Annotated in this window: 22 protein-coding genes; 16 read left to right on the top strand and 6 right to left on the bottom strand. The window is 72.0% G+C overall.

Annotated elements, in window-relative coordinates; translation table 11 throughout:
* Nucleotides 1–74: 74 nt before the first annotated feature.
* Complete coding sequence (locus LPW41_RS15285) at nucleotides 75–1049, bottom strand: zinc-binding dehydrogenase (protein WP_230705320.1); 975 nt, start codon at nucleotides 1047–1049, stop codon at nucleotides 75–77.
* Between the two features lie 177 nt (nucleotides 1050–1226).
* Here LPW41_RS15285 and LPW41_RS15280 point away from each other — a divergent pair, with 177 nt between their 5' ends.
* The gene (locus LPW41_RS15280; protein ID WP_144834420.1) at nucleotides 1227–1811 is read left to right on the top strand and encodes a TetR/AcrR family transcriptional regulator; all 585 of its coding nucleotides are present in this window, start codon (nucleotides 1227–1229) and stop codon (nucleotides 1809–1811) included.
* Between the two features lie 17 nt (nucleotides 1812–1828).
* On the opposite strand, the gene LPW41_RS15275 is transcribed toward LPW41_RS15280, so the two are convergent.
* Nucleotides 1829–3451 carry a polyketide antibiotic transporter gene (locus LPW41_RS15275; protein ID WP_230705319.1) on the bottom strand — a complete coding sequence of 541 codons (1623 nt, stop codon included), beginning with the start codon at nucleotides 3449–3451 and terminating at the stop codon, nucleotides 1829–1831.
* The gene (locus tag LPW41_RS15270) at nucleotides 3448–4359 is read right to left on the bottom strand and encodes an ABC transporter ATP-binding protein (RefSeq protein WP_230705318.1); all 912 of its coding nucleotides are present in this window, start codon (nucleotides 4357–4359) and stop codon (nucleotides 3448–3450) included. The genes LPW41_RS15275 and LPW41_RS15270 overlap by 4 nt, the downstream gene beginning before the upstream one ends.
* Before the next feature lie 121 nt (nucleotides 4360–4480).
* On the opposite strand from LPW41_RS15270, the gene LPW41_RS15265 reads away from it, so the two are divergent.
* The 6 genes from LPW41_RS15265 (at nucleotide 4481) to LPW41_RS15240 (ending at nucleotide 11148) form a co-directional block, all read left to right on the top strand.
* Nucleotides 4481–5110: a GntR family transcriptional regulator gene (locus tag LPW41_RS15265; RefSeq protein ID WP_144834426.1), complete on the top strand. Its 630-nt coding sequence runs from the start codon at nucleotides 4481–4483 to the stop codon at nucleotides 5108–5110.
* A complete protein-coding gene (locus LPW41_RS15260; RefSeq protein WP_144834428.1) occupies nucleotides 5107–6633 on the top strand; it encodes an MmgE/PrpD family protein in 1527 nt (508 codons plus the stop codon). The genes LPW41_RS15265 and LPW41_RS15260 overlap by 4 nt, the downstream gene beginning before the upstream one ends.
* A 76-nt stretch (nucleotides 6634–6709) precedes the next feature.
* Complete coding sequence (gene prpB / locus LPW41_RS15255; RefSeq protein ID WP_230705317.1) at nucleotides 6710–7609, top strand: methylisocitrate lyase; 900 nt, start codon at nucleotides 6710–6712, stop codon at nucleotides 7607–7609.
* Nucleotides 7610–7751: 142 nt separating this feature from the next.
* A complete protein-coding gene (locus LPW41_RS15250; RefSeq protein ID WP_144784210.1) occupies nucleotides 7752–8936 on the top strand; it encodes a bifunctional 2-methylcitrate synthase/citrate synthase in 1185 nt (394 codons plus the stop codon).
* Nucleotides 8936–10114: a thiolase family protein gene (locus LPW41_RS15245; RefSeq protein WP_230705316.1), complete on the top strand. Its 1179-nt coding sequence runs from the start codon at nucleotides 8936–8938 to the stop codon at nucleotides 10112–10114. Before LPW41_RS15250 ends, LPW41_RS15245 begins: the two co-directional genes overlap by 1 nt.
* Nucleotides 10115–10431: 317 nt before the next feature.
* Nucleotides 10432–11148 carry a Type 1 glutamine amidotransferase-like domain-containing protein gene (locus LPW41_RS15240; RefSeq protein WP_154097686.1) on the top strand — a complete coding sequence of 239 codons (717 nt, stop codon included), beginning with the start codon at nucleotides 10432–10434 and terminating at the stop codon, nucleotides 11146–11148.
* Between the two features lie 126 nt (nucleotides 11149–11274).
* On the opposite strand, the gene LPW41_RS15235 is transcribed toward LPW41_RS15240, so the two are convergent.
* The gene (locus LPW41_RS15235; RefSeq protein WP_230705315.1) at nucleotides 11275–14781 is read right to left on the bottom strand and encodes a choice-of-anchor I family protein; all 3507 of its coding nucleotides are present in this window, start codon (nucleotides 14779–14781) and stop codon (nucleotides 11275–11277) included.
* A gap of 191 nt (nucleotides 14782–14972) precedes the next feature.
* On the opposite strand from LPW41_RS15235, the gene LPW41_RS15230 reads away from it, so the two are divergent.
* From LPW41_RS15230 to LPW41_RS15220, 3 genes are all read left to right on the top strand, one after another.
* Complete coding sequence (locus LPW41_RS15230; protein ID WP_230705314.1) at nucleotides 14973–15692, top strand: VIT family protein; 720 nt, start codon at nucleotides 14973–14975, stop codon at nucleotides 15690–15692.
* Between the two features lie 80 nt (nucleotides 15693–15772).
* Complete coding sequence (locus LPW41_RS15225) at nucleotides 15773–16951, top strand: acyl-CoA dehydrogenase family protein (RefSeq protein ID WP_230705313.1); 1179 nt, start codon at nucleotides 15773–15775, stop codon at nucleotides 16949–16951.
* 217 nt (nucleotides 16952–17168) lie between these two features.
* A complete protein-coding gene (locus tag LPW41_RS15220; protein WP_144834442.1) occupies nucleotides 17169–17957 on the top strand; it encodes an enoyl-CoA hydratase-related protein in 789 nt (262 codons plus the stop codon).
* 4 nt (nucleotides 17958–17961) lie between these two features.
* Here LPW41_RS15220 and LPW41_RS15215 read toward each other — a convergent pair whose 3' ends face one another.
* A complete protein-coding gene (locus LPW41_RS15215; protein WP_144834444.1) occupies nucleotides 17962–18489 on the bottom strand; it encodes a MarR family winged helix-turn-helix transcriptional regulator in 528 nt (175 codons plus the stop codon).
* A gap of 318 nt (nucleotides 18490–18807) precedes the next feature.
* Between LPW41_RS15215 and LPW41_RS15210 the strand changes: the two genes are divergently transcribed.
* From LPW41_RS15210 to LPW41_RS15200, 3 genes are all read left to right on the top strand, one after another.
* Nucleotides 18808–19584: an electron transfer flavoprotein subunit beta/FixA family protein gene (locus tag LPW41_RS15210; RefSeq protein WP_230705312.1), complete on the top strand. Its 777-nt coding sequence runs from the start codon at nucleotides 18808–18810 to the stop codon at nucleotides 19582–19584.
* A complete protein-coding gene (locus LPW41_RS15205) occupies nucleotides 19584–20549 on the top strand; it encodes an electron transfer flavoprotein subunit alpha/FixB family protein (RefSeq protein ID WP_230705311.1) in 966 nt (321 codons plus the stop codon). Before LPW41_RS15210 ends, LPW41_RS15205 begins: the two co-directional genes overlap by 1 nt.
* Nucleotides 20550–21110: 561 nt before the next feature.
* Nucleotides 21111–22544: a cytochrome b/b6 domain-containing protein gene (locus LPW41_RS15200; protein ID WP_230705310.1), complete on the top strand. Its 1434-nt coding sequence runs from the start codon at nucleotides 21111–21113 to the stop codon at nucleotides 22542–22544.
* A gap of 45 nt (nucleotides 22545–22589) precedes the next feature.
* Here the strand turns inward: LPW41_RS15200 and LPW41_RS15195 are convergent, their stop codons facing one another.
* Nucleotides 22590–23144 carry a TetR/AcrR family transcriptional regulator C-terminal domain-containing protein gene (locus LPW41_RS15195; RefSeq protein WP_230705309.1) on the bottom strand — a complete coding sequence of 185 codons (555 nt, stop codon included), beginning with the start codon at nucleotides 23142–23144 and terminating at the stop codon, nucleotides 22590–22592.
* Between the two features lie 53 nt (nucleotides 23145–23197).
* Here LPW41_RS15195 and LPW41_RS15190 point away from each other — a divergent pair, with 53 nt between their 5' ends.
* Genes LPW41_RS15190 through LPW41_RS15180 form a run of 3 tightly spaced genes read left to right on the top strand, consistent with a single transcriptional unit; the run spans nucleotide 23198 to nucleotide 25082 of the window.
* A complete protein-coding gene (locus tag LPW41_RS15190; protein ID WP_230705308.1) occupies nucleotides 23198–23800 on the top strand; it encodes a biotin transporter BioY in 603 nt (200 codons plus the stop codon).
* A complete protein-coding gene (locus LPW41_RS15185; RefSeq protein WP_230705307.1) occupies nucleotides 23797–24483 on the top strand; it encodes an energy-coupling factor ABC transporter ATP-binding protein in 687 nt (228 codons plus the stop codon). The genes LPW41_RS15190 and LPW41_RS15185 overlap by 4 nt, the downstream gene beginning before the upstream one ends.
* Nucleotides 24477–25082: an energy-coupling factor transporter transmembrane protein EcfT gene (locus LPW41_RS15180; protein ID WP_230705306.1), complete on the top strand. Its 606-nt coding sequence runs from the start codon at nucleotides 24477–24479 to the stop codon at nucleotides 25080–25082. The genes LPW41_RS15185 and LPW41_RS15180 overlap by 7 nt, the downstream gene beginning before the upstream one ends.
* Nucleotides 25083–25128 lie beyond the last annotated feature (46 nt).

Raw genomic sequence — 25128 nt, 5'->3', positions numbered from 1 at the left:
CGGTCCGGGTGTTCTAGACACTCAGGGGTGGCGGCGGGGCCCCCGGCGCCGCGAGGCGCGCGGCGCGACCAGCCTTACGGGCGCAGCAGCACCTTGCCGACGCGGGGCGAGTCGCTCGCGCGGGCGGCCTCGCGGGCGTCCTCGAGACCGAAGGTGGCCGCGACCGGGAGCGTCAGGGTGCCGTCGGCGAGGTAGCGCGACAGCTCGCCGAAGAGGGCGCCGCGGGTCTCGGCATCCATCGTCTTGCTGACGACGCTGCCCCAGAAGCCCTTCACGGTGGCCTGGCGGAAGATGATGTCTCCGGCGCCCAGCTCGAGCTTGCCGGCGCCCATCGACCCGAAGATCACGAGCGTGCCGTTCTCGCTCAGGAGCGACAGCACCTGACCGGCGGCGGGTCCGCCGACCGAGTCGACGCCCGCGACGATGCGCGCACCGTCGGCGAGGGCGAGGGCCTTGTCGCGCCAGTCGTCGGCATCGGTCGACACGACGTTGTCGATGCCCTGCTCGGCGAGCTCGGCGACGGCGCTCTCGCGGCGCACGAGGCCGATGACGTTGACGCCGCGCGCCTTCGCGATCTGCGCGACCATGCGGCCGACCGCGCCGTTGGCGGTGTTCTGCACGATCCAATCGCCGGCCTCCAGGTCGAGCGAGTGCAGCAGGCTGATGGCGCTGAACGGCATCGAAACGAGCTGCGAGGCGACCTCGTCGGACAGGCCCTCGGCGACGGGGATGAGGCCCGCGGCCTTGGTGACGACCTGCTCGGCCCAGACGCCGAAGGTGCCGCCGGTGGCGACGCGCTGGCCGACGGTCAGGTTCTCGACGCCTTCACCGAGCTCTTCGATGACGCCGACGGCCTCGGTGCCGGCGCGGGCGGGCAGCTCGGGCTTGAAGCCGTAGGTGCCGCGGATGGTCCACAGGTCGTGGTTGTGGATGGGCGACAGCAGCACGCGCAGGCGCACCTCGCCGGGGCCGGGGGTCGGGGTCTCGACCTCTTCGACGCCGAGGACGTCGGCGGGCTCGCCGAACTCGTGGTGGATGACTGCGCGCATGGAATGCCTCCTGTGGTTATTTTGTAACGACTGGTCTAATATAGACCCGGAAGAGCCAAAGAGAAACCGTGAGGACCCTGAGCCCGTCGAAGGGTCCGGTGGCTTCGACAGGCTCAGCCACCCGTGGGAGGCTCAGCCACCCGTGGGAGGCTCAGCCGCCTTGATGAGGGAGAGAACATGGGACGGATGCCGAGCTTCGAGCGCTCCGCCGTCGTCGACGCCGCGCGTGACGTGTTCTGGCGCCGCGGCTACGCCGAGACCGGTATCGCCGAGCTCGAGCAGGCGACCGGGCTCACCCGGTCGAGCATCTACAACGCCTTCGGCAGCAAGCGCGGACTCTTCGACGCGGTGCTCGCGGCGTACCTCGACGATGTCGTGCGCACGCGCCTGCGGCCCCTGGGCGGGGGAGACCCCGGCGCGCTCGAGGCGTACATCGCCGAGATGCGCGAGGGCATCGAGCACGACACCCCCCGCGCCCGTCTCGGCTGCCTGTTGCTGAATGCCGGGTCGTCGTCGCTCGCCACCGACGACGCCGAGGTGCGCACCACGATCTCGTCCTACGCCGCCGAGATGCGCGGAGCCATCCGCGCCGCCGTGGCCGACCGTCGCCCCGATCTGACTCCGGATGCCGTGGACGCCCTGGCCGCGGTCTGCGCCTCCCTCGTCGTCGCGGGCCTCACCCTCGCCCGCGCCGATCGTGACGGAGCCCTGGCGACCCTGGCATCCGTCCCCACCACCCTGGAGTCGTGGGGTCGCGTCTGATCGCGTGCCGGCGCGCGTCACCGGTCGGCGACGACCTCGCGGCGACGGATGCCGAGCACGGCCGCTCCGCCCGCCACGATCACGACGATCGCCCAGACGACGGCGCCGCGCGGATCGACCGTGTCGCCGCTGACGACGGGGACGGATGCCAGCGGTGAGGCCCGCACCACGGCATCCGGCAACCCGAGGAGCGGGCCGAAGAGCCCGACGATCGCGGCGACGCCGACGACCGCCCATCCGATGAGCACCGCGAGACGCGGCACGAAGACGAACGCGAGGGCCGCGATCACGGCGATCGCCGCTGCCGCGAGAGCTTGACCGCCGGCACTCACGACGGCGTCGCGCAGCAGCGAGGTGTCGCCACCGTCGGTCGTGGCCAGGCCCACGGCCGCGCCCACGACGGCCGCACCGAGCACGCCGATGATCGCCGCGGCGCTGAGGGCGAGCCCCGCGCCGAGCCACCGCGAGCGACTCACGGCGGCGGCCAGGAGGGGTTCGGCGAGGCCGGCCGCCTCGTCCTGACGCAGGCGCGCGATCATCTGCACGCCCGCACAGGCGGCGAGGATCCCGGCGAGGGTGAAGAACACCTCCACCGCGCCCTGGGCGAGCGAGCCCTGCGCGGCGAGGGCCTGCAGTACGGCCTGGACCGAGGGGATCGTGTCGCCGATCTGCGCGATGACCGACGACAGACGCGTGGCGAGGAGCCCGACGACGAGGCCGCCCACCGTCCAGCCGATGACGGCACCACGGCCCTCGCGCCACGCCAGACCGAGGGGGCCGGAGAGCAGGCGTCCGGCCGCGGCGGCGCCGCGCGGCGCGGGCAGGAGAGAAGCCCCCAGATCGCGCGAGCGGTGCAGCGCGAACGCGACGAGAGCGCAGACCACCGTGAGCGCGAGCGACAGCAGCAACGGCCGGGCGTCGTCGGCGTCGAACGCCCGCACGTTCTCGGCCCAGCCGTAGGGCGAGATCCACGCCAGGGGAGCGCTCCGCATCCGCTGCAGATCGGCGCTCGGGGTGCCGAGGGCGTTGCCGAGACCGCAGACCAGCAGCCCGATCAGCACCGCCCACACCCCGATGGCGTTCGCGACGCGCGAGGTGCGGACCACCTGCGCCGCGACCAGCGCCACGGCGAAGAAGACGAGTCCGGTCGCCGTGACCGACAGGCCCAGCAGGAGGCTGCCGCGCGCGGGGTATCCGAACCCGAGGAAGGCGAGTGCGACGAGCGCCCCGAGAACGACGTCGGCCAGGATGCCGTGCCCCACCGTCGCGATCAAGGCCGCGGAGCGCCCGGCCGGGGTCGCCGCGATCAGCTCGGCTCGGCCCGTCTCCTCGTCGCCGCGGGTGTGCCGGACGGCGAGGAACGTGCTCATGAGCGCGGCCAGCAGCACGAGGAACGGCGCGATGAGGAACGTCGCGAACGCCGCCTCGTCGCTCCCCGAGGGGAGCCCCCGGAAGAGCAGGATGACGGGATTGGCGATCGCGGCGGCGAGCAGGCCCTGGCGGTCCTCGACCGTGGGGAACTGTCCCCGCACCCCCACCACGGCCGCGGCGGCGAGGGCCAGCGTGCAGGCGATCCACAGCGTCAACTGCACGGCGTCGCGGCGCAGACGGGCGCGCAGCAGCGGCCCGATGACGTTCATTCGCCCACGCCTGCGTCGACCCGCTCGCCGTAGCGGCGGAGGAACAGCTCCTCGAGCGACGGCGGCTCGACCCGCAGGCCCGTGACGCGCGCCGCGCCGAGGGTGGGGAGCACGGATGCCACGTCGTCGCTGTCGACCGTGAAGCGCACGCGTCCGTTCGAGCGCTCGACGTCGTGCGCTCCGGGCAGCGGCGGCAGGGCCGCCCCGGTGTCGGCGAACGACACCTGCGTGCGCGTGAGCTGACGCAGGTCGTCGAGGGTTCCGGTCTCGGCGACGCGTCCCGCCCGCACGAGGCTCACGCGATCGCACAGCTGTTCGACCTCGGAGAGGATGTGGCTCGACAGCAGCACGGTGGTGCCGTGCTCGTGCACGCGGCGGAGTTCCTGCTGGAAGACGACCTCCATGAGAGGGTCGAGGCCGCTCGTGGGCTCGTCGAGCAGCAGCAGATCGGCCGGGCACGCGAAGGCGGCGACGAGGGCGACCTTCTGGCGGTTGCCCTTCGAGTAGGCGCGGCCCTTCGTGCGGGGATCGAGGGCGAAGGCGTGCAGCAGGCGGTCGCGCTCGCGACGGTAGGCGGACGACCGGCCGTAGCCGCGCAGCCGCGCGAGCAGGTCGATGGTCTCTCCGCCCGAGAGGTTGGGCCACAGCGTCACGTCGCCGGGCACGTAAGCGAGACGCGCGTGCAGCGACGCGGCGTCGTGCCAGGGGTCGGCCCCGAGCACCTCGGCGGTGCCGTCGTCGGCCCGCGCGAGGCCGAGCAGGATGCGGATCGTCGTCGACTTGCCCGCTCCGTTGGGGCCGAGGAAGCCGTGGATCTCGCCGGGGGCGACCTTGAGGTCGAGGTCGTCCAGAGCCACCGTGCGGCCGTAGCGCTTTCGCAGGCCCGCGGTGCGGATCGCGGTACTCATGTCGCGGACGATACGCCGGGTGAAGTCACCCTTCAAGGGGTGTCTCTGTATACGCAGGACCCCCTGCGGAGGGTGGCGGCCCGACGGAACGGTGCGTAATGTATACACGACGGAGGTCATGATGAGAGCAGGCGAGCGCGCGTACGCGACCCTCCTCGACGAGATCCAATCGGGCACCCTCAGCCCCGGAATGGTGCTCGGCGAGGTGGAGCAGGCGACCCGTCTGGGCGTCAGCCGCACGCCGCTGCGCGAGGCCCTGCGCCGCCTGGCATCCGACGGTCTCGTCGTACAGACGTCGCCGCGCGTGACGGTGGTCGCCGGCATCGACGTCGACGACATCCGCGCACTCTTCGAGTTGCGCCGCGCCCTCGAGACCGAGGCGGCCCGCCTGGCCGCGGTGCGCGCCGAACGTCGCATCTTCGCCGCCCTCGCGCGCGAGTTCGCGGACGTCGACACCGTCGACGCCGACACCTATTACTCCCTCATCGCGCGCTTCGACGCGGCCATCGACACCGCCGTCGACAACGCCTACCTCGCGGGCGCCCTGCGCAGCGTGCGCACCCATCTCGTCCGCGTGCGCCGCATGGCCCGCGACAACCCCCAACGTCTCACCGCCTCGGCGAGCGAGCATGAACTGATCGCGCGAGCGATCGCCGCCGGCGAGCCCGACCTGGCCGCCCACGCCACGCACGTGCACCTGCACAACGCCGTGTCGACCATCCTCGAAGCCCTCACGGAGGAGCACTCATGACGATCACCCACCACGTGCGCGTGCACCGCAGCGACGAGAACCTCGCCCGAGAGGGTCAGCTCGCCTGGGCCCTGGCCCGCGTCGCCGTCGACCCCGTCGCCGTCGACGACGACGTGACCGAGATGATCGTCAACCGCCTTATCGACAACGCCGCGGTCGCCGCGGCCTCGCTCACGCGTCAGCCCGTGAGTGCCGCGCGCCAGCAGGCGCTCGACCACGCCGTGTCGATCGGCGGAGCGGGCTCGACGGTGTTCGGCTGCGCCCTCGAACGGCACTCGAGCCCCGAGTGGGCGGCCTGGGCCAACGGCGTGGCCGTGCGCGAGCTCGACTACCACGACACCTTCCTCGCCGCGGACTACTCGCACCCCGGCGACAACATCCCGCCCGTGCTGGCCGTCGCCCAGCACACCGGTCGCGACGGCGCCGCCCTCGTGCGGGCGCTCGCCACCGCGTACGAGATCCAGATCGATCTCGTACGCGCCATCTCGCTGCACAAGCACAAGATCGACCACGTCGCCCACCTCGGCCCCGCCGCCGCGGCCGGCATCGGCACCCTGCTCGATCTCGACCAGGAGACGATCTACCAGGCCATCGGTCAGGCCCTCCACGTCACCACCGCCACGCGCCAGTCGCGCAAGGGCGAGATCTCGACGTGGAAGGCGCACGCCCCCGCCTTCGCCGGGAAGATGGCGATCGAGGCCGTCGACCGGGCGATGCGCGGCGAGACGAGCCCCTCGCCGATCTACGAAGGCGAAGACGGCGTGATCGCCTGGATGCTCGACGGCCCCGACGCCTCGTACGACGTGCCCCTGCCCGGCGAGGGCGAGAGCAAGCGCGGCATCCTCGACTCGTACACGAAGGAGCACTCCGCCGAGTATCAGGCGCAGGCCTGGATCGACCTCGCCCGCCGCCTCGGCACCGAGCGCCCGGAGCTACGCGACCCCGCCCACGTGGCATCCGTCGTGCTGCACACCAGCCACCACACGCACTACGTGATCGGTTCGGGGGCGAACGACCCGCAGAAGTACGATCCGACCGCGTCGCGCGAGACGCTCGACCATTCGATCCCGTACATCTTCGCCGTGGCCCTGCAGGACGGCGCGTGGCACCACGTCGACTCGTACACCCCCGAGCGCGCGGGCCGCGCCGACACCGTCGAGCTGTGGCACAAGGTCACCACCGCCGAAGACGCCGAGTGGACGCGCCGCTACCACTCCGAAGACCCTCAGGAGAAGGCGTTCGGCGGCCGTGTCGTCATCACGCTGACCGACGGGTCGACCGTCGAAGACGAGATCGCCGTCGCCGATGCGCACCCGCTCGGTGCGCGGCCGTTCGCCCGCGAGGACTACGTGCGCAAGTTCCGTCTGCTCGCCGAGCCCGTGCTGCAGCCGGAAGAGATCGAGCGCTTCCTCGAGCTCGTGCAGCGCCTGCCCGAGCTGACCCCGGCCGAGGTCATGCAGCTCTCGATCGTCGCCAAGCCCGGCGTGCTGGCTCTGGCGCCCGCGCCGAAGGGGCTGTTCTGATGCGCGGCGGCGGGTGCGCCCCCGAGAAGCCCGAGCCGCCGGTGCGCGAGATCCACACGATGAAGCGAGGTCGCTGATGCTCTACGCCCAGACCACCGCTCAGCAGAAGCGTCGCGCGTTGCGCGAGAAGTTGGCATCCGGAGAACTCGTGCGGATGCCGGGAGCCTTCAATCCGCTGTCGGCTCGACTCATCGAGCGCAAGGGCTTCGAGGGCGTCTACATCTCGGGCGCTGTCATCTCGGCCGACCTGGGCCTGCCCGACATCGGACTCACGACGCTCACCGAGGTCGCCGGTCGCGGACAGCAGATCGCCCGCATGACGGAGCTGCCGGCGATCATCGACGCCGACACCGGGTTCGGCGAGCCGATGAACGTCGCGCGCACGATCCAGACGCTCGAGGACGCGGGGCTCGCGGGCACCCACATCGAAGACCAGGTCAACCCGAAGCGCTGCGGTCACCTCGACGGCAAGAGCGTGGTCGATGCCGACACGGCGATCAAGCGCATCCGCGCGGCGGTCGATGCCCGACGCGACCCCGACTTCCTCATCATGGCCCGCACCGACGTGCGCGCCGTCGAGGGGCTCGATGCCGCGATCGATCGCGCCAAGGCCCTGGTCGACGCGGGCGCCGACGCGATCTTCCCCGAGGCGATGCGCGACCTCGGCGAGTTCGAAGCGATGCGCTCGGCGCTCGAGGTGCCGATCCTCGCGAACATGACCGAGTTCGGCAAGAGCGAGCTGTTCTCGACGCAGCAGCTGCGCGACGCCGGCGTGAACCTCGTCATCTGGCCGGTCTCGCTGCTGCGCCTCGCGATGGGCGAAGCGGGTCGGGGCCTCGACGCGCTGGCATCCGAGGGACACCTCCGCGACAAGCTCGGGCAGATGCAGCACCGCGCCGACCTCTACGACCTCATCGACTACGAGGGCTACACCCGCTTCGACGCCGACGTGTTCGACTTCACCGTCGAGCGCTGAGGCCCCGCGCGGGCAGTGAGGTGACCATGTCCCGAAATGCGCAAACCATGTCCCGAAAATGGTCGTCTGGACAAGGCTCAGACAGCCGAAATCGGGACATGAGCCCCCGTACGAACACCGCACACGACTCAAGGGAGAGACGATGACCGACATCAAGAAGGGCCTCGCCGGGGTCACGGTCGACGAGACCGCCGTCAGCAAGGTGAACCCCGAGACGAACAGCCTGCTCTACCGGGGTTACCCCGTACAGGAGCTCGCGGCCACGCAGTCGTTCGAGGCGGTGGCGTACCTGCTGTGGAACGGAGAGCTTCCGGATGCCGCGCAGCTCGCCGACCTGCGCCGCACCGAGCGTGAGCACCGGGCATTGGGCCACGACGTCCGCGCCGCGATCGACCTGCTGCCGACCAGCGCCCACCCGATGGACGAGGCGCGCACCGCCGTCAGCGTCATCGGCGCGCGCGAGACGGCCGGCATCTCGAACGTGATGGATGCCGTGGGCACCCCCGCAGAGAACCTCGAGCGCAGCATCCGTCTGTGGGCGCAACTGCCCGCGGTGGTGGCCTACGGCCAGCGTCGCCGCCGCGGCGAGGAGCTTATCGAGCCGCGCGACGACCTGGACTACGCGGCCAATTTCCTGTGGATGACCTTCGGCGAGGAAGCGGACGAGGTCGTCGTCGACGCGTTCAACCGCTCGATGATCCTGTACGCCGAGCACTCCTTCAACGCCTCGACCTTCACCGCGCGCGTGATCGCGTCGACCCTCAGCGACCTGTACTCCGCCGTCGTCGGCGCGATCGGCGCCCTCAAGGGCCCGCTGCACGGCGGTGCGAACGAGGCCGTGCTGCACGTGTTCACCGAGATCGGCTCGGCCGAGAACGTCGGGCCGTGGCTCGACACCGCCCTCGCCGAGAAGCGCAAGATCATGGGCTTCGGACATCGCGTCTACAAACGCGGCGACTCGCGCGTGCCCACGATGAAGGCCGCGCTCGACACCCTGGTCGCGCACTACGACCGCCCCGACGTCGCCGCCCTCTACGACGCGCTCGAGTCGCAGTTCGTCGAGCGCAAGGGCATCTACCCCAACCTCGACTACCCCTCGGGCCCCGCCTACGACCTGATGGGCTTCGACACGCTCACCTTCACCCCGCTGTTCGTCGCGGCGCGCGTGACCGGCTGGACCGCGCACATCCGTGAGCAGCAGGCCTCGAACGCGCTGATCCGCCCGCTGTCGGAGTACGTCGGCGCCGACGAGCGGCACATCGAGGGCTACGTTCCGGATGCCGACGACCTCGAGGCCCAGGAACGCCCCGAGGAAGCCGCGGGCTGATGTCGGCGCCCAGGATCGTCCTCGTCTCGGGAGCGCGCACGCCCATCGGGTCGTTCGGCGGCGCCCTGTCGGGCGTCGACGCGTACGAGCTCGGTGCCGTCGCGGTGTCGGAGGCCTTGCGCCGCGCCGGAGTCGCGAAAGACGACGTCGACGAGGTCGTCATGGGTTGCATCGCCCAAAACGGCCCCGACGCCTACAACGCGCGCCGCGTCGCGCTCGCCGCGGGACTGCCCACGCGCGTGCCCGCTTTCACGGTGAACCGCCTCTGCGGCTCGGGCCTGCAGGCCATCTGGTCGGCCGCTCAAGAACTGCGTTGGGGCGGCATCGACGTGGCCGTGGCCGGTGGCGACGAGAGCATGTCGCGAACGCCGTTCCTCGAGTACGGGGCCCGCGGCAACTCCCGCCTCGGCGACCGGACGCTGCTCGACGGCACGCTCGCGATCCTCACCGACCCCTTCAGCGGCCGGCACATGGGGACGACGGCCGAGGTCGTGGCATCCCGATACTCCGTCTCTCGAGAAGAGCAGGACGCCTTCGCCGTCGAGAGTCAGCGGAGAGCTGCGACGGATGCCGCGCGCGCGGCCTTCGCGGACGAGATCGTGCCCGTGACCACCGGTGGCCGGAAGCCCGTCGCGGTCTCGGTCGACGAGCACCCGCGGCCGGGGACGACCATGGAGGCCCTGGCGGGGCTTCGGCCCGCGTTCGAGAAGGACGGGTCGGTCACCGCCGGAAACTCCTCGGGCATCAACGACGGTGCCGCAGCGACGGTGCTGATGCGCGAGGACGACGTGCGCGAGCGCGGGCTGACCGGGCTCGCGACCCTCGAGGCCGTGACCACCGCGGGCGTCGACCCCGAGATCATGGGCTACGCCCCGGTCGTCGCCCTGCAGCGACTGTGGGAGCAGACGGGGCTCAGGCCCGCCGACGTCGACGTGATCGAGCTGAACGAGGCCTTCGCGGCCCAGGCTGTGGCGGTCATCCGAGACGGCGGTCTCGACCCCGAGAAGGTGAATCCCTACGGCGGCGCGATCGCCCTCGGCCACCCCGTCGGGGCGACGGGCGCGATCCTCACCGTGCGCGCGGCCCTCGACCTGCAGCGCCGCGACCTCGAGTACGCGGTCGTGACGATGTGCATCGGCGGCGGCCAGGCCCTCGCCGCGCTGCTGCGGCGGTACTGACCGGGGTCGCGCCCGCGCGCCGCCTCGCCGGATCGTGCCGTCGTGCGGATGCCGGCGGTGACACGCCGGTCGGGAGGGGCCGTGGGGCGGCGTGTCGGGTGCGGGGTCCGCAGGACGGTCGGGCCGGGAGGGGATCGGCCCACCTCACCGGATCGTGCCGTCGTGCGGATGCCGGCGGTGACACGCCGGTCGGGAGGGGCCGTGGGGCGGCGTGTCGGGTGTGGGGTCCGCAGGACGGTCGGGTCGGGAGGGGCGCAGGCGGAACCCCAACCCTCGAGCGTGGAACCGCGGTCCGCGCGCCCCGGGATACTGGGCGCATGAGTGTTTTCCTCCTGGGCGGCGGTCGCGACCTCGCGCGCTGCGGCGACCTGCTGCGTCCGTTCGTCACCGAGGCGCGGCAGCGGGCCGCGCATCGCGCCCCCGTGATCGCCCTGCTGCTCGTCCTCGAGGCCGACGACGACTCGTCGGTCGCGCGCTTCACCGCGATGCTCGAGGCGGCCGGCGCCGCGGCGGAGGAGATCCGCGTGGAGTCGATCGTCGAGGGCGAGGTCTACGAAGCCTCGGCGCTGGACGCCGACGGGCTGTTCGTCGGCGGTGGCCTCACCCCGGCATACCTGAACGCCTTCGGACGGATCGGGGATGCCGTGATCCACCGAGTCCTGGAGGGGGTCCCCTACGCCGGGTTCTCGGCCGGTGCGGTCATCGCCGCCGCCCCGGCGCTCGTCGGCGGATACCGCGTCGGCGGGGTCGAGGTCGTGTCGCAGGACGCGAGCGAAGAGCTCGACGAGGTCGAGGTGCGCCCGGGTCTCGGACTCCTCGACTTCGCCGTCGACGTGCACGCCGCCCAGTGGGGCACCCTCTCGCGTCTGGTCGCGGCGGTCGATGCCGGCCTCGTCGCCGAGGGCGTGGCGATCGACGAAGACACGGCCCTGGTGGTCTCGGCGCAGGCGGCCCCGACCGTTCGCGGCAGCGGGCAGGTCTGGCGCGTCGAGTCCGCGGCATCCGGGGTGCACGTCCAGGTGCTCCGCGCCTGAGCGCCGCGCCCGCGTGAGGGGTCGAGAAGTGTCGCCTGGCGCGCATCCAGGTGACACTTTCCGACCCCTCACGCGAACGGGAACGGCCCCCACCCGCGAGGGTGAGGGCCGTTCCGGTGTCGGGCGTCAGACGGTGCGACGCTTGCGCAGGGCGAAGGCGAGACCGCCCGCGACCACGAGGAAGCCACCCGCGAGGGCGATGCCCCAGGGTGCCTCGACGCCGGTGTTGGCGAGTCCCTCGCCGGGAGTGCCCGCCGGCTGGCCGGGCTGGGCGCCGGGCTGACCGGGCTGACCGGGCTGCGTGCCGGGGTCGCCGGGCTGCTCGCCGGGCTGACCCGGCTCACCGGGCGCGGGCGCCTCACCCGTCGACAGCATCGCGCGGCCGAGCGGAGCGGGGTCGACCACGGGGGTCGCCTCGAAGTACGCCAGGGTCGCGTCGAGGTCGATCTGACCCGTGTCGGTGCGGTCGGTGCCGGCGGCGAAGGTCGGGAAGCCGTCTCCGCCGTTGGCGAGGAACGAGTTCGTCACGACCGTGAACGTGTCGGTGTCGGCGATCGGCTGGCCCTGGTAGGCCATCGAGACGACCGAGCCGACGCGCGGGTTCGCGGCGTCCTGCACGTACTCGTAGGTGAAGCCGTCCGAGACGCCGAGGTGCAGCTTCGGGCGGTCGCCCTCGGCCTTCCACTGCTCGTTCAGGATCTCGCGGATCTGCTCACCCGTGAGGGTCACCGTCACCAGGGTGTTGGCGAAGGGCTGCACGAGAGCGGCCTCCTTGTAGGTCACCACCCCGTCGTCGCCCTTCAGCAGGTCGGCGCGGAGGCCGCCCGGGTTCATCAGCGCGATCTGCGCCGTGGTGCCGGCGTAGGCGGGGTTCTGCGAGGTCGCCCACAGGTAGACGTCGGCGACCCAGTTGCCCATCGACGACTCGACGCCGCGGTCGGAGCCCGAGGGGGTGCCACCGCGCAGGATGTCGCCGCTGATCTCGCCGACCGGCTTCGCTCCGATCACGTCGGCCTGTGCGACGTACTCGGCGACCTTGGCCTCGATCGCGGCATCCGGAGCGAACGCTCCCGCGAGGGGGAACGTCGTGCCCGAGACGGATGCCAGGGAGTCGGTGCGGGTGTTCCAGCTCAGCGACAGCTGGCCCATGGCCTTGCCGTACTCCGAGGCCTGGATCACCGGGCGGGTGCGGTCGGTGCCGGCGACGGGCACGTCGCAGGCGTAGGTCTGGTGCGTGTGCGCCGAGACGATCGCGTCGATCTCGGGCGAGGCGTTCACGGCCAGCTTGCCGAATCCGGCCTGGTCGGCCTCGAGCGCGGCGCAGTCGTTCGACGAGGCGGCACCCGAGTGGGTGAGCAGCACGATGACGTCGGCGAGGTCGCCGGCCGTGATCTCGTCGGCCACGCGGTTCGCGGCCTCGAGCTGGTCGCCGAACTCGAGGTCGGCGATGCCTGCCGGGTCGACCATGGTCGCGGTGTCGGGGGTCACGGTGCCGATGAAGGCCACACGCACGCCGTCGACGTCTTTGATCGCGTACTCGTCGAGGACGGGCTCCTTCGTGCCCTTCTTGTAGACGTTCGCGCCGAGGCCGAACTCGCCGCCGCCGTACTCGGGGAGCACGCGATCGGTCAGGTCGGCGAAGCCGCGGTCGAACTCGTGGTTGCCGACGGCCGAGACGTCGAGGCCCAAGGCCTTCAGCGTGTCGATCGTGGGGGAGTCGTCCTGGATGAGCGAGGTGAACGTCGACGCGCCGATGTTGTCACCGGCCGAGACGAACAGCGTGTTCGGGTTCGCGGCCTCCTTCGCCTTCACGGCGCCGGCGATGACGGCAGCGCCGGCCTCGCCCTGTGATCCCGCCTCGAGGCGGCCGTGGAAGTCGTTGATGGCGAGGATGTCGATGTTCTTCACGTTCGGGTTCTCGACGGAGAAGACCGTCGTGGTGCCCGAGACCTCGTTGCCGACGGCCACGAGCGGGCGACCGGTGGGCGAGTTCTCGGCGGCGATGAACTCGACGCCCTCGGGGCCGAGGTCGCCGGCCTTGGCCAGCAGCTCGCGGTCGGCGGTCTCGTCGCCCGTCAGCTGGTCTTCGACCGAGATCGAGAAGTCGCGGTTGTTGACGTAGCCCGCGTAGGTCGCATCGGAGGGGTCGGTGATGTCGTAGGTCATCACGCCGCCGACGCGCTCGAGGCCGATGAAGGCGTAGGTGCGTCCGTCGACCTGGCCGATGGCGAGGTTCTCGGGCTCGGGGCCCTTGTCGTCGCTGCGGCCCTCGAGGTTCGAGGCGGAGTGGTTCGAGTTGAAGAACTCGGGGTTGGCGTCGTGCGTGATGCGCTCGAAGTCGGAGCCGGAGTCGAAGACCTGCTCGCCGTCGGTGGTCCACACCGAGAAGCCGCGGCCGCCGAACGTGTACAGCTCGGAGTAGCAGGTGCCGTCGGCGTTCAGGCCCATGTCGGTGGCGACGTTGAGGCGACCCAGGTCGGCGTCGTCGAGCGAACCCGCGAGTGGGCTGTCGGCGCAGACGGGGGCGAGGCCGTCGTCGCCGAGGTCTTTCACGCGAGCGGTGTCGTTGAAGTCGCCCCACTCGCGGCCGTCGCCCTCGTTGGCGGTGACGAGGTAGGTCTCGCCGTTCGCCTCGTAGGCCTGGATGCCGTCGGGCATGTACATGCCGAACAGCCCGGGATAGCTCTTCTCGGTGTAGGTGGGGGCGTCCTCGGGGTCGCGGTCGCTGGCGTCGAGCGTCTGCACGCCGTAGTCCTTGAACCCCAGGGGGCGGATGCCGGTGACCTCGGCCGACGCGAGGTCGACGACCGCGATGGCATTGGCTTCCTGCAGGGCGACGTAGGCGGTGGAACCGGCGATCGTCACGAACTCGGGCTCGAGGTTGCGGCTGACGCGGTTCGCGGCGAGCGGGGTGCTGCCCTGGTCGGGGGCGGCGACGTCGGGGCCGAAGACGCGGACGGCGGGGTCGAGGGTCTTCGATCCGCCCTGCTCGAACGCGGCGAATCCGGCGGTGCGCACGGCGTCCTGCGTCGGGGCCGCCTTGGCGGTGGGGAGCGACACCACGCCGACCGAACCCTCGGGGTCCACCGAGAAGTCGTCGGCGGGCTCCGCCTCGTTGGCGACGACCGCGGAGGTGCCGTCGTCGGAGATCGACACCATGTCGGGCAGAGCGCCCACGGTGACCTCTCCGAGGATCGTCGGCTCCGCGGCATCCGCGTCGAAGAACACCAGGCGACCGGGCGCGGTCTTGTCGACGTCTTCGAGCGCGATGACGCCGAGGCCGTCGGCGCGCACGGCGAGGGAGTTGGCGACGCCGGTGCCGGTGATCGAGTACAGCTTCGTCGGGGCCGCGGGGTTGCCGTTGTCGAGCACGTCGACGGCGCCGGCCTGCGCGTTGACGACGAACAGACGGTTCTTGTAGGCGTGCACGATCTCGGCGGCCGACTGGTCGAACACCCCGGTCTCGTAGCTGCCGAGCGGGCGCAGGCTCACCGCGCTGTCGGCGGGAGCGTCGCGGACCGGGTCGGGGACGATGGCGGCGGATGCCGCGGAGGCACTCGATAGCGCGAGTGCGCACACGGCCGCCGTGGTCGCGGTGAACGCGACCGCACGGCGGAGGAGGGGCGAAGGCATGCTGTGTCCTCGGGTACGGGGAGAAGGCGATGCGCGGTGTGGCGGGGGCGCACCGATCCGCGGCGGAGGCGCGCGGACGCAGCGATCCTCGCGGGGCTCGGTGACCCGCCGGTGAACGAGGGGCGAACGCCTCCCCCTCCGGTGCGGCGCAAGCCCGTCCCGCCGTCGGTGGGCGGGTCTACCCTGACCGCATGACGACAGCGAACGGGGCTCACGCCGACGAGCCGCACCGCCAGGGACTCTCCCAACGACTCAACTGGCTCCGCGCCGGCGTGCTCGGCGCCAACGACGGCATCGTCTCGACCGCCGCGGTCGTGGTCGGCGTCGCGGGCGCCACGAGTGACACCGGTCCGGTGCTCATCGCGGGCCTCGCCGCCCTCGTCGGTGGCGCCATCTCGATGGCGCTCGGCGAGTACGTCTCGGTCTCGAGCCAGCGCGACAGCGAGCACGCCCTCATCCAGAAGGAGAAGCGCGAGCTCGCCGAAGATCCCGAGGCCGAACTCGCCGAGCTCGTGGGCATGTACGAGGCCCAGGGGCTGTCGCGCGACACCGCGACGCGCGTGGCGACCGAGCTCACGGCATCCGACGCCCTCAAGGCCCACCTCTCGGTCGAACTCAACATCGACGCCGAAGACGTGGTGAGCCCGTGGGCCGCGGCCTTCGCCTCGGCGGTCGCCTTCACGATCGGTGCCCTGCTGCCGCTCGCGACGATCCTGCTCGCGCCGGTCGAGATCCGCGTGCCGCTCACCTTCGTCGCGGTGCTCATCGCGCTCGCGATCACGGGCTACGTTGCGGCGGTGCTGGGCGGAGCGCGGCGCGGTCGAGCGGTGCTGCGCACGGTGATCGGCGGGGCGCTCGCGCTCGCCGCGACCTACGCGGTCGGCGCGTTGTTCGGGGTCTCCGCCTCGTAGTCGGTACCTCTACCAATTAGTAGGACGTCCAGGTAATCTGGCGGGAGCGACGACGCCGTCGCCTTCCGAAGGAGAGCCGCATGGACACCACCCCTGCTCCCGCGCTCGACGCCCCGTCGACCGGCACCCTGAGTTCCGACGAGCGCGACGCCATCCTCGACGCCGTGCGCGACTTCGCCGCGACCGAGTTCGCCCCGCACACCCTCGAATGGGATGCCGAGAAGCACTTCCCCCGCGACGTGCTGCGCCGCGCGGGGGAGCTGGGCCTCGGCGGCGTCTACGTCAACGACGACGTGGGCGGCGCCGGGTTGTCGCGCGCCGACGCGGTGGCGATCTTCGAGGAGCTCGCCTACGGCGATCCCACGGTGACGGCCTACATCACGATCCACAACATGGTGGCGTGGATGATCGACACCTACGGCACCGCCGAGCAGCGCGAGCGGTGGCTGCCGTCACTCGTGGCCATGGACGATCTCGGCGCCTACTGCCTCACCGAGCCCGGCGCGGGGTCGGATGCCGCCGCGATCACCACCTCGGCGATCCGCCACGGCGACACTTACGTGCTGACGGGGGTCAAGCAGTTCATCTCGGGCGCCGGCGAGGCGTCGGTCTACGTCGTCATGGCCCGCACGGGGGAGCCCGGAGCGCGCGGCATCAGCGCCTTCATCGTGCCCGCCGACTCCGAAGGGCTGTCGTTCGGACCGAACGAGAAGAAGATGGGCTGGAACGCTCAGCCCACTCGCGCCGTGATCCTCGACGAGGTGCGGGTCCCCGCCGAGAACCTGCTCGGCGGCGAGGGTCGCGGCTTCTCGATCGCGATGAACGCCCTCAACGGCGGCCGCCTCAACATCGCCACGTGCTCGATCGGCGGGGCGCGCTGGGCGCTCGACCGTGCGATCTCGTACGTGCACGAGCGCTTCACCTTCGGCGAGGCCCTCGCCGAGAAGCAGTCGGTCGTGTTCGCGGTGGCCGACATGGCGACCGAGCTCGAAGCCGCGCGCCTGCTCGTGCGCGATGCGGCGACCGCGCTCGATGCGAAGACTTCGGATGCCGCGACCCGGTGCGCCATGGCGAAGCGGTTCGCGACCGACGTGGGCTTCCGCGTCGCCAACGAATCGCTCCAGCTGCACGGCGGCTACGGCTATCTGCAGGACTACGGCATCGAGAAGGTCGTGCGCGATCTGCGCGTGCACCAGATCCTCGAGGGGACCAACGAGATCATGCGGCTCATCGTGGGCCGCAGCGTCCTCGCGGCGTGAGGGGGCCCTTATTCCGTTTGGGGCGGATTCCGTCGCTTGGGGCGTGAATTCCCCGCCCCGAACGACAGGATCCGCCCCGAACCGGGCCGACGCCGCCGCGAAGAGCGCTGCCGCCGACGCCGTGCGGCAAGACCCTCGATCGATGTCGGTGGGGCGTGCGAGCATTCGAGGGCGGGAGAAGCCGCTGCGACCATCACTCGAGACGACGGGAGTCACCATGACCGAACCGGATGCCGGATACGAGACGATCCGCGTCGAGCAGCGAGGCCGCGTGGGGTGGATCTTCCTCGACCGGCCCGAGGCGCTGAACGCGCTGAACACGCAGTCGATGCGCGACGTCGTCGCGGCTGCCGAAGCCTTCGACGTCGACGAGGGTGTCGGGGCGATCGTGGTGACGGGGAGCGAGAAGGCCTTCGCCGCGGGCGCCGACATCAAAGAGATGGAGCAGAAGTCGGGTCTCGACATGATGCTCACCGACCACTTCGGCGCGTGGGCGCGCTTCGCGGCCGTGCGCACCCCCGTGATCGCGGCGGTGTCGGGCTACGCCCTGGGCGGAGGATGCGAGCTCGCCCTCATGTGCGACGTCATCCTGGCCTCGGATCGCGCGAAGTTCGGCCAGCCCGAGGTGCAGCTGGGCGTCATCCCGGGAATGGGCGGCACGCAGCGTCTCGTGCGGGCGCTCGGCTATTACAAGGCGGCCGAGCTCGTGCTGACCGGCCGCATGATCGACGCCGCCGAGGCCGAGCGCGCGGGACTCGTCTCGCGCATCGTGCCCGCGGCCGAGCTGCTCGACGAGGCCGAGAAGGTCGCGCAGACGATCGCCGAGAAGCCGCTACCCGCCCTGTACGCGGCGAAGGCGGCCCTCGACGTCGCGCTGGAGTCGACCCTCGCCGAGGGCGTGCGGTTCGAGCGTCAGGCCTTCGCGGCCCTGTTCGACACGGCCGATCAGAAAGAGGGGATGGCGGCGTTCCGCGAGAAGCGCGCGCCGTCGTTCACGCACCGATGAGTGCTCAGAGCGGGTCGGGCACCGGGGCGGGGTCGGCGAAGTCGCCCGCACCCTTGCGGAAGCGCGCGATGATCCGCACGAGCGCCCTCGCATCGTCGTCGTCGAGGCCGAGGTCGGCGAACACGGCGTTGAGCGCGTCGGTGGCTTCGTCGACTCGGCGTCGGCCGGCGTCGGTTAGCGCGAGCAACGCCGCGCGGCCGTCGGTCGGATGCGGCTCGCGCGTCACGTACCCGTCGCGTGCGAGGCGCTCGACCGTGTTGGTCACGCTCGTCGGGTGCACCTGCAGGCGCGCGATGGCGCTGGCCATCGGCATCCGCCCCTCGCGCGTGAAGGCGAGCAGCCGCAGCATCTCGAAGCGCGAGAACGACAGGTCGAAGGGCTTGAGCGCGCGGTCGATCGCCGCCATCAGCAGCTGGTGCGCGCGGATCACCGAGGTCACCACGGTCATGCCATCGGCGGCGTCGTCCCACCCGTGCGCGAGCCACTGGCGCTTCGCCTCGGCGATCGGGTCGACAGGCAGTCGTCGCGTCATCGGTCCTCCTCGCGTTTCACGGTACCGCTCGGGCGGGTCGGGGACCTCACGTGAGCGGTGGCTGAGCCTCTCGAAGCCCCCGGTCCCTTCGACAGGCTCAGGGACCTTGCTTTCGCGGCGGGGCCTGTCCGGACTCTCGCGCCTGGTCCCGGTCCCTTCGACAGGCTCAGGGACCTTGCTTTCGCGGCGGGGCCTGTCCGGACTCTCGCGCCCGGTCCCGGTCCCTTCGACAGGCTCAGGGACCTGGGGTTCGCGCCTCGCACTCACACGCTGCCGCCATGCAGCGGCATCCGCCCTCTCTCCGAAGGAGCCCCGTCGATGAAGATCGTGGTCCTGATCAAAGAAGTGCCCGACACCTGGGGCGAGCGTCGGCTCGACCTCGAGACCGGGCTCACCGACCGCGCGGGAGCGGCGGCCGTGCTCGACGAGATCGGCGAGCGGGCCGTCGAGGCCGCCCTCGCATATGCCGACGCGCACGCGGGCACCGAGGTCGTCGTCGTGGCCATGGCGCCCGCCTCGGCCACGGCGACCGTGCGCAAGGCCCTCGCGATGGGGGCGACCTCGGCCGTGCACGTGGTCGACGACTCCCTGCGCGGGGCCGACCTCGTGCTCACCGCCGAGGTGCTGGCCGCGGCGATCCGGCGCACCGGTTTCGACCTGGTGATCGCGGGCAACCTGTCGACCGACGGGGGAGGGGGCGTGCTGCCGGCGATGGTCGCCGAGCTGCTGGCAGTACCGCAGCTCACGGCCCTGTCGCGCCTCGAGGTGTCCGACGACGCCGTCTCCGGCGACCGCGTGAGCGACGCGGGCACCATGCGGGTCTCAGCGGCGCTGCCGGCCGTCGTGTCGATCACCGAGGCGATGCCCGAGGGGCGGTTCACGACCTTCAAGGGAATTATGGCGGCCAAGAAGAAGCCGTACGAGACCGTGGATGCCGCCGAACTCGGCGTCGAGGTCGACGATCCCGCCGTCGCGCGGTACATCATGCTGTCCGTCGCCGAGAGGCCACCGCGCGCGGCCGGCACGAAGATCGTCGACGAGGGCGATGCGGGCGAGAAGCTCGCGGCCTTCCTCGTGGCCGAGGGGGTGGCGTGATGACCGCGGCCCTCGTGCTACTCGAGGTGCTGCCCGGCGGGGCGTTGGCCGCCTCCGCCCCCGGCCTGCTCGCCGCCGCCGCGACCGTCGGAGACCCCGTCGCTCTGATCGCCTCCACGGCCGATGTGCTCGAACGGGCGTCTGCCGAGGCGGCGGAGCTCGGCGCGACGCGCGTGCTCACGGCCGTCACCGATGCCGATGCCCTGACCGGTCCGGTCGTCGACACGCTCGCCGCGGCGGTCGCGAAGGAGAGCCCCGACCTCGTGCTCGCGTCGCACGCGGTCGAGTCGCGCGACGCGCTCGCGCGACTGGCCGCACGCCTGCGCATGCCCCTCGCGACAGACGTCGTGGGCGTCGGCCGCGACGACCTCGGCGTGGTCGCCCATCACGCGGCGTTCGGCGGCGCCTTCACCGTCGACGGGGCACCCACCTTCGGCCCCCTCGCGGCGACGCTCCGCCCCGGATCCGTCGAAGAGCGTCTCGATGCGCGACCGCTCGTCGTCGAGAGCCTCGAGGTCGCGGCATCCGGAACCCCCCACGCCCGCGTCGAAGGGTTCGCCGAGACCGCTGTCGCCTCGTCGCGTCCCGAACTGCGCGGGGCCGCGGCGGTCGTCGCCGGCGGTCGCGGAGTGGGCTCGCGCGAAGATTTCGCCCTCGTCGAGCAGCTCGCCGACGCCCTCGGTGCGGCGGTCGGCGCTTCGCGGGCCGCGGTCGACGCGGGGTACGTGCCGGCCGCCGCGCAGGTCGGGCAGACCGGGGTGACGGTGTCGCCGCGGCTGTACGTGGCGCTCGGCATCTCGGGGGCGATTCAGCACCGCGCGGGCATGCAGACCGCGCGCACGATCGTCGCGATCGACAAGAACCCGGAAGCCCCCATCTTCGAGATCGCCGACTTCGGTATCGTCGGAGATCTGTTCACCGTCGTCCCGCAGCTCCTCAGCGCGCTGAACGCCCACAAGAAGTAATCCCGAGAGTAGATGGCGTCCACACCCCGCACCCCGCGACGCGGGCTGCCGCGCACCCCCGGCGGGGAGCCCTGGCCGCCCGCGGCCTCGAGCGTGCCCGGAGCGGGTGACGCCGACGGCGCGGACGCTGCTCTGGCCGCAACGGATTCGGACCCGCGCGACGGATCCGGATCCGAGACGCCCGGGGATCGGCGTCCGGTGCACCCGTCCGGCTCTGTGGCGCCCGCGTCCGCGCCGACCCCTCCTGCCTCGCCCGAGGCCGAGACGTCGCCCGCTTCCGTGTCGCCTGAGGCCGAGGTACCGACCGCTCCCGCGCCGGCCGCGGCGGGCGGTGTGCGTCGCGGACTGCCGCGCGAGCCCGGCGGGGAGCCGTGGCCGTCGGCATCCGCCGTTCCGTCCTCCACTGGACGTCCTGGTGCCGCGGCAGAACCGGGGAACCGCCCCGGGACCGGATCGGCCGAGCCCGCGCGCCCGGTCTCGGTGGGTGGATCCGACCCGGGTGCGGATGCCGGGAACCCGGCGCCCTCGACGGCGAGCGGTTCCGGCGCCGAGGCCCCGACGGTGAGCGCTTCCGGCCCAGGATCGGATGCCGCGACCCCCGCGGGCGAGGAAGCGGCCGGCATGCGTCGGGGACTCCCGCGCGAGCCCGGCGGGGAGCCCTGGCCGCCGGCATCCGCCGTTCCGCCCCCGATCCAGCACCCCGACACCGCCCGAGAAGCGCAGAATCGCGGCGCGCTCGGAGAGGTCGAGCCCGAGCGTCCGATGTCGGTGGGCGGATCCGATTCCGGTGCGGATGCCGAGACCCCGGCGACCGCGACGGTGAGCGGATCCGATGCGGACCTGGACGCCGTGCCTGCGGCGAGTTCCGACGAGACCGCTCGCGCGACGGCGGCGTTCGCGACCCCGGCCCCGGCCGCAGACGCCCGGCCATCGACGCCATCCCCGCGCCCGCCCCTCACCGTTCCGCGCACGGTCTGGCCGGGAGCCGCGGCCCGGAACCGCGCGACGACGCCGGCGCTCACGCAGAAGCGCCCCCCGGCGGCCCCGCCACGTGCGGCAGCAGCAGGTACCCGCCTCGCCGACTTCTCACCCGTGCAGCTGCTGGGCTCGACCGCCGTGCTCGGCGTCTTCGCGCTGGCACTCGTCGGCATCGTCGTGCTCGTCGCGCGCTTCGTGCTCGCGATCGGGCCGGGCCGCGAGTTCCTCGCGGCGTTCCCCGGCGAGTACCACCTGCCCGAGTCGGCGCCGGTCGGGCTCCCGGCCTGGCTGAACTGGTCGCACTTCCTCAACAGCTTCTTCCTGCTGCTGATCATCCGCACCGGCTGGCAGGTGCGCCGCGAGAAGCGCCCGGCCGCGTTCTGGTCGCCGCGCAACAACAAGAAGCGGCGCATCAGCCTGGCGCTGTGGTTCCATCAGGCGCTCGACGTCCTGTGGATCGCCAACGGCGTGATCTTCGTCGTGCTGCTATTCGTCACCGGACAGTGGATGCGGATCGTGCCGACCTCGTGGGAGGTCTTCCCCAACGCGCTGTCGGCTGCCCTGCAATACGCCTCACTCGACTGGCCGACCGAGAACGGGTGGGTGAACTACAACAGCCTGCAGCAGCTGTCGTACTTCGCCATCACGTTCGTCGCCGCGCCCCTCGCGATCATCAGCGGCGTGCGTCTGTCGGGGGTGTGGCCCAAGAACGCCGAGAAGCTCGACAGGCTGTATCCGGCCGAGTGGGCGCGCAAGGTCCACTTCCCCACGATGCTCTTCTTCGTCGCGTTCATCGTCGTGCACGTCGCCCTCGTGCTGGCCACCGGGGCGCTGCGAAACCTCAATCACATGTACGCCGCACGCGGCTCGGAAGACCCCGCCGCGTACACGAGCGACCCGACCGGTCTGCTGATCTTCGCGGCCTCGCTCGTGGTGATGGCCGCGGCGTGGGTGGCGGCGCGGCCGGCGGTGCTGGTGCCCATCGCGCGGTTGTTCGGCGACGTCAAGCAGCGCTGAGGCCGGCGCGGGTCGAGACCGCCGCTCCGACGCAGCGAAGGCACGTCAGACGCGTCCGCGCGCCCGCAACCCCGCGGCGATGAGCTCGAGCCCCGAGGCGAAGTCGTCGTCGGCCAGTCCGCCCGCGGCGCCCTCGCGAGCTCCTGCGCTGTCGTACTGCAGGCGCTGCTGCTCGTGCCACACGAAACCGAGCACGTAGTGCAGCACGGTGGTGGCGACCCGGCGGGCGGTCTCGTCGTCGAACCCGTCGGCGACCACGGCCGCCGCGAGTCGGTCGTGCGCCACCGTCGAACCGAGACCCATTGCCAGGGTGCTCGAGACCACTTCGGCGCCGTCGCGGTACGTCAGGAGGGCCTCGCGCAGTCCTCTGGCTTCCGCCACGAGGTCGACGGAGGGGCCGGATGCCATGCGCCCGACGATGCGGTCGGAGAGACCGGCGAGCAGCGTCTGCTTGTTCGGGAAGTGCCAGTACAGCGCGCTCGGCTGCACCTCGAGGGCGGCGGCGAGGCGCCGCATCGTCAGGTCGGGGAGCCCGTGCTCGTCGAGGATCCGCAGCGCGGTGAGGGCGACGTCGTCGGCGGAGTGTCCTCGGGGAGCCATGGTGTGAGTATAGTGAACGCCGTTCAGGTGAACACTGTTCAGGAAGGCTCCTCATGACTCGCACCCTCGACGCCACCGACCTCGCCCGCGTCGCCGTCTTCTCCGCTCTCATCGCCGTGCTGGGGTTGCCGGGCAGCTTCCCGGTGTTCGGCGGCGTGCCGATCACGGCGCAGACCCTGGGCGTGATGCTCGCCGGGGCCGTGCTCGGGCCGTGGCTCGGCGCGCTCTCGGTGACCGTGCTGCTGGCGCTCGTCGCCGTGGGGTTGCCGCTGCTCGCCGGCGGCCGCGGCGGGTTCGGCGTCTTCGTCGGGCCGACCGCCGGCTACGCGCTGGGGTGGATCCTGGGTGCGGCGGTCATCGGTCTCGTCGTGCACGCGGGCGCTCGTCGCCCGGTCGTCTGGCGCACGGCGCTGGCCATGATCGTCGGGGGCGTGCTGGCGATCTACGCGACCGGCATCCCGGTGCAGAGTCTCGTCACGCGCCTGCCGCTCGGTGAGACGGCGCTGTCGAGCCTCGTGTTCGTGCCGGGCGACCTGCTCAAGGCCGCCGTCGCCACCCTTGTCGTGACGACACTCGTGCGCGCCTACCCGCGCGGATTCCGCCGCACGTGGCGGGTCGCGGCGCCCGATCGGGGTCGGGTCGGCGTCGCGGCGTGAGCGTGATCCGCTGCGCGGGGCTGGGCGTCCGCCTCGGCGGGCGCGAGGTGCTGCGCGAGGTGTCGCTCGACCTGTCGGCGCGCACGATCGCCCTGATCGGCGACAACGGCTCGGGCAAGTCGACGCTCGCCCGGGTGCTCGCGGGTCTCGTGCGGCGCACGGAGGGAGACCTGCGCGTGCTCGGGTGCGTCCCCGACCGCGATCCCGCCGCGCTCCGCGCGAAGGTCGCGCTGGTGCTCAGCAATCCCGACGCCCAGATCATGATGCCCACCGTCGCCGAAGACGTCGCGCTGTCGTTGCGCGCGGCACGTCTGCCGCGGCGCGAACGTGACGCCCGCGTCGAGGCGGCCCTCGCGCGGTTCGGACTCGACGGGCTGGGCGACCGCCCCGCTCAGGATCTGTCGGGTGGACAGAAGCAGCTGCTCGCCCTCTGCGGTGCCTTCGTGCGCGAGCCCGCGCTGGTGATCGCCGACGAGCCGACGGCCTTGCTCGACGGGCGCAACGCGCGCCGCGTCGCCGATCACCTGCTCGCCGACGCCGGACACGCGCTCGTACTGGTCACGCACGACCTCGCCCTGGCCCGACGCTGCGCGAGCGCGGTGCTCATCGCGGACGGCCGGGTCGCGGCATCCGGTGCCTCCTTCGACGTCGTCGACGCCTACGAGGAAGCGCTCGCGTGCTGAGCCTGTACGTCCCCGCGACGGGATGGCTGCACCGGATGCCGGCGGGTCCGAAGCTCGCGATGCTCGCGCTGGTCGCCATGGCGGTCGCGGCGCTGCCGTCGACGTGGGTCACGGCGATGGTGCTGTTGCTGCCGCTCGTCCTGTATGCCGGGAGCGGCATGGGGGTCGGGCGGGGCCTGCGCGTTTTGGCGGACTCGGTGTGGGGGCTGCGGTGGGTCATCGTCGTCACCGCCGCCGGTCAGCTGATCTTCCTCGGCCTCGAACCCGCGGTGGCGAACACCGGTCGCGTCGTGGCAGCGCTGCTGGTCGTGAATCTCGTGCCGGTGAGCACGCCGGTCTCGGCGCTGCTCGACGCCCTCGAGCGGGGACTCGCTCCTCTCGCGCGGTGCGGTGTCGATCCCGGCCGCGCCGCGCTGCTGCTGACCCTGACGATCACCACGATCCCCGTGATCGCGCGGCTCGCCGCCGAGGTGAGCGATGCCCAGCGGGCGCGGGGGCTGCGTCCCTCACCGCGGCGCGGTGCGCTGCCGCTGCTGGTGTCGGCTCTGCGTCACGCCGATGACCTCGGCGAGGGCCTCGCCGCTCGCGGCATCCGCTGAGCTTCCGCGCCCTGGCCGCCCGACGCGGGAGCATGTCCCACTTCTG

Origin of the sequence: Microbacterium sp. JC 701 (assembly GCF_021026215.1) — a bacterium.
GTDB lineage: Bacteria > Actinomycetota > Actinomycetes > Actinomycetales > Microbacteriaceae > Microbacterium > Microbacterium algihabitans.
Note: the sequence above shows the minus strand (reverse complement) of the source record. Positions and strands in the feature narration are given on the sequence as shown.

Excerpts from the sequence above, each read along its gene's own strand:
- LPW41_RS15195 (WP_230705309.1), bottom strand. The coding sequence starts at position 23,144 with ATGGCTCCCCGAGGACACTCCGCCGACGACGTCGCCCTCACCGCGCTG.
- LPW41_RS15260 (WP_144834428.1), top strand. The coding sequence starts at position 5,107 with ATGACGATCACCCACCACGTGCGCGTGCACCGCAGCGACGAGAACCTC.
- LPW41_RS15245 (WP_230705316.1), top strand. The coding sequence starts at position 8,936 with ATGTCGGCGCCCAGGATCGTCCTCGTCTCGGGAGCGCGCACGCCCATC.
- prpB (WP_230705317.1), top strand. The coding sequence starts at position 6,710 with ATGCTCTACGCCCAGACCACCGCTCAGCAGAAGCGTCGCGCGTTGCGC.
- LPW41_RS15240 (WP_154097686.1), top strand. The coding sequence starts at position 10,432 with ATGAGTGTTTTCCTCCTGGGCGGCGGTCGCGACCTCGCGCGCTGCGGC.
- LPW41_RS15280 (WP_144834420.1), top strand. The coding sequence starts at position 1,227 with ATGGGACGGATGCCGAGCTTCGAGCGCTCCGCCGTCGTCGACGCCGCG.
- LPW41_RS15210 (WP_230705312.1), top strand. The coding sequence starts at position 18,808 with ATGAAGATCGTGGTCCTGATCAAAGAAGTGCCCGACACCTGGGGCGAG.
- LPW41_RS15235 (WP_230705315.1), bottom strand. The coding sequence starts at position 14,781 with ATGCCTTCGCCCCTCCTCCGCCGTGCGGTCGCGTTCACCGCGACCACG.
- LPW41_RS15275 (WP_230705319.1), bottom strand. The coding sequence starts at position 3,451 with ATGAACGTCATCGGGCCGCTGCTGCGCGCCCGTCTGCGCCGCGACGCC.
- LPW41_RS15285 (WP_230705320.1), bottom strand. The coding sequence starts at position 1,049 with ATGCGCGCAGTCATCCACCACGAGTTCGGCGAGCCCGCCGACGTCCTC.
- LPW41_RS15220 (WP_144834442.1), top strand. The coding sequence starts at position 17,169 with ATGACCGAACCGGATGCCGGATACGAGACGATCCGCGTCGAGCAGCGA.
- LPW41_RS15205 (WP_230705311.1), top strand. The coding sequence starts at position 19,584 with ATGACCGCGGCCCTCGTGCTACTCGAGGTGCTGCCCGGCGGGGCGTTG.
- LPW41_RS15230 (WP_230705314.1), top strand. The coding sequence starts at position 14,973 with ATGACGACAGCGAACGGGGCTCACGCCGACGAGCCGCACCGCCAGGGA.
- LPW41_RS15190 (WP_230705308.1), top strand. The coding sequence starts at position 23,198 with ATGACTCGCACCCTCGACGCCACCGACCTCGCCCGCGTCGCCGTCTTC.
- LPW41_RS15215 (WP_144834444.1), bottom strand. The coding sequence starts at position 18,489 with ATGACGCGACGACTGCCTGTCGACCCGATCGCCGAGGCGAAGCGCCAG.
- LPW41_RS15225 (WP_230705313.1), top strand. The coding sequence starts at position 15,773 with ATGGACACCACCCCTGCTCCCGCGCTCGACGCCCCGTCGACCGGCACC.
- LPW41_RS15265 (WP_144834426.1), top strand. The coding sequence starts at position 4,481 with ATGAGAGCAGGCGAGCGCGCGTACGCGACCCTCCTCGACGAGATCCAA.
- LPW41_RS15250 (WP_144784210.1), top strand. The coding sequence starts at position 7,752 with ATGACCGACATCAAGAAGGGCCTCGCCGGGGTCACGGTCGACGAGACC.
- LPW41_RS15270 (WP_230705318.1), bottom strand. The coding sequence starts at position 4,359 with ATGAGTACCGCGATCCGCACCGCGGGCCTGCGAAAGCGCTACGGCCGC.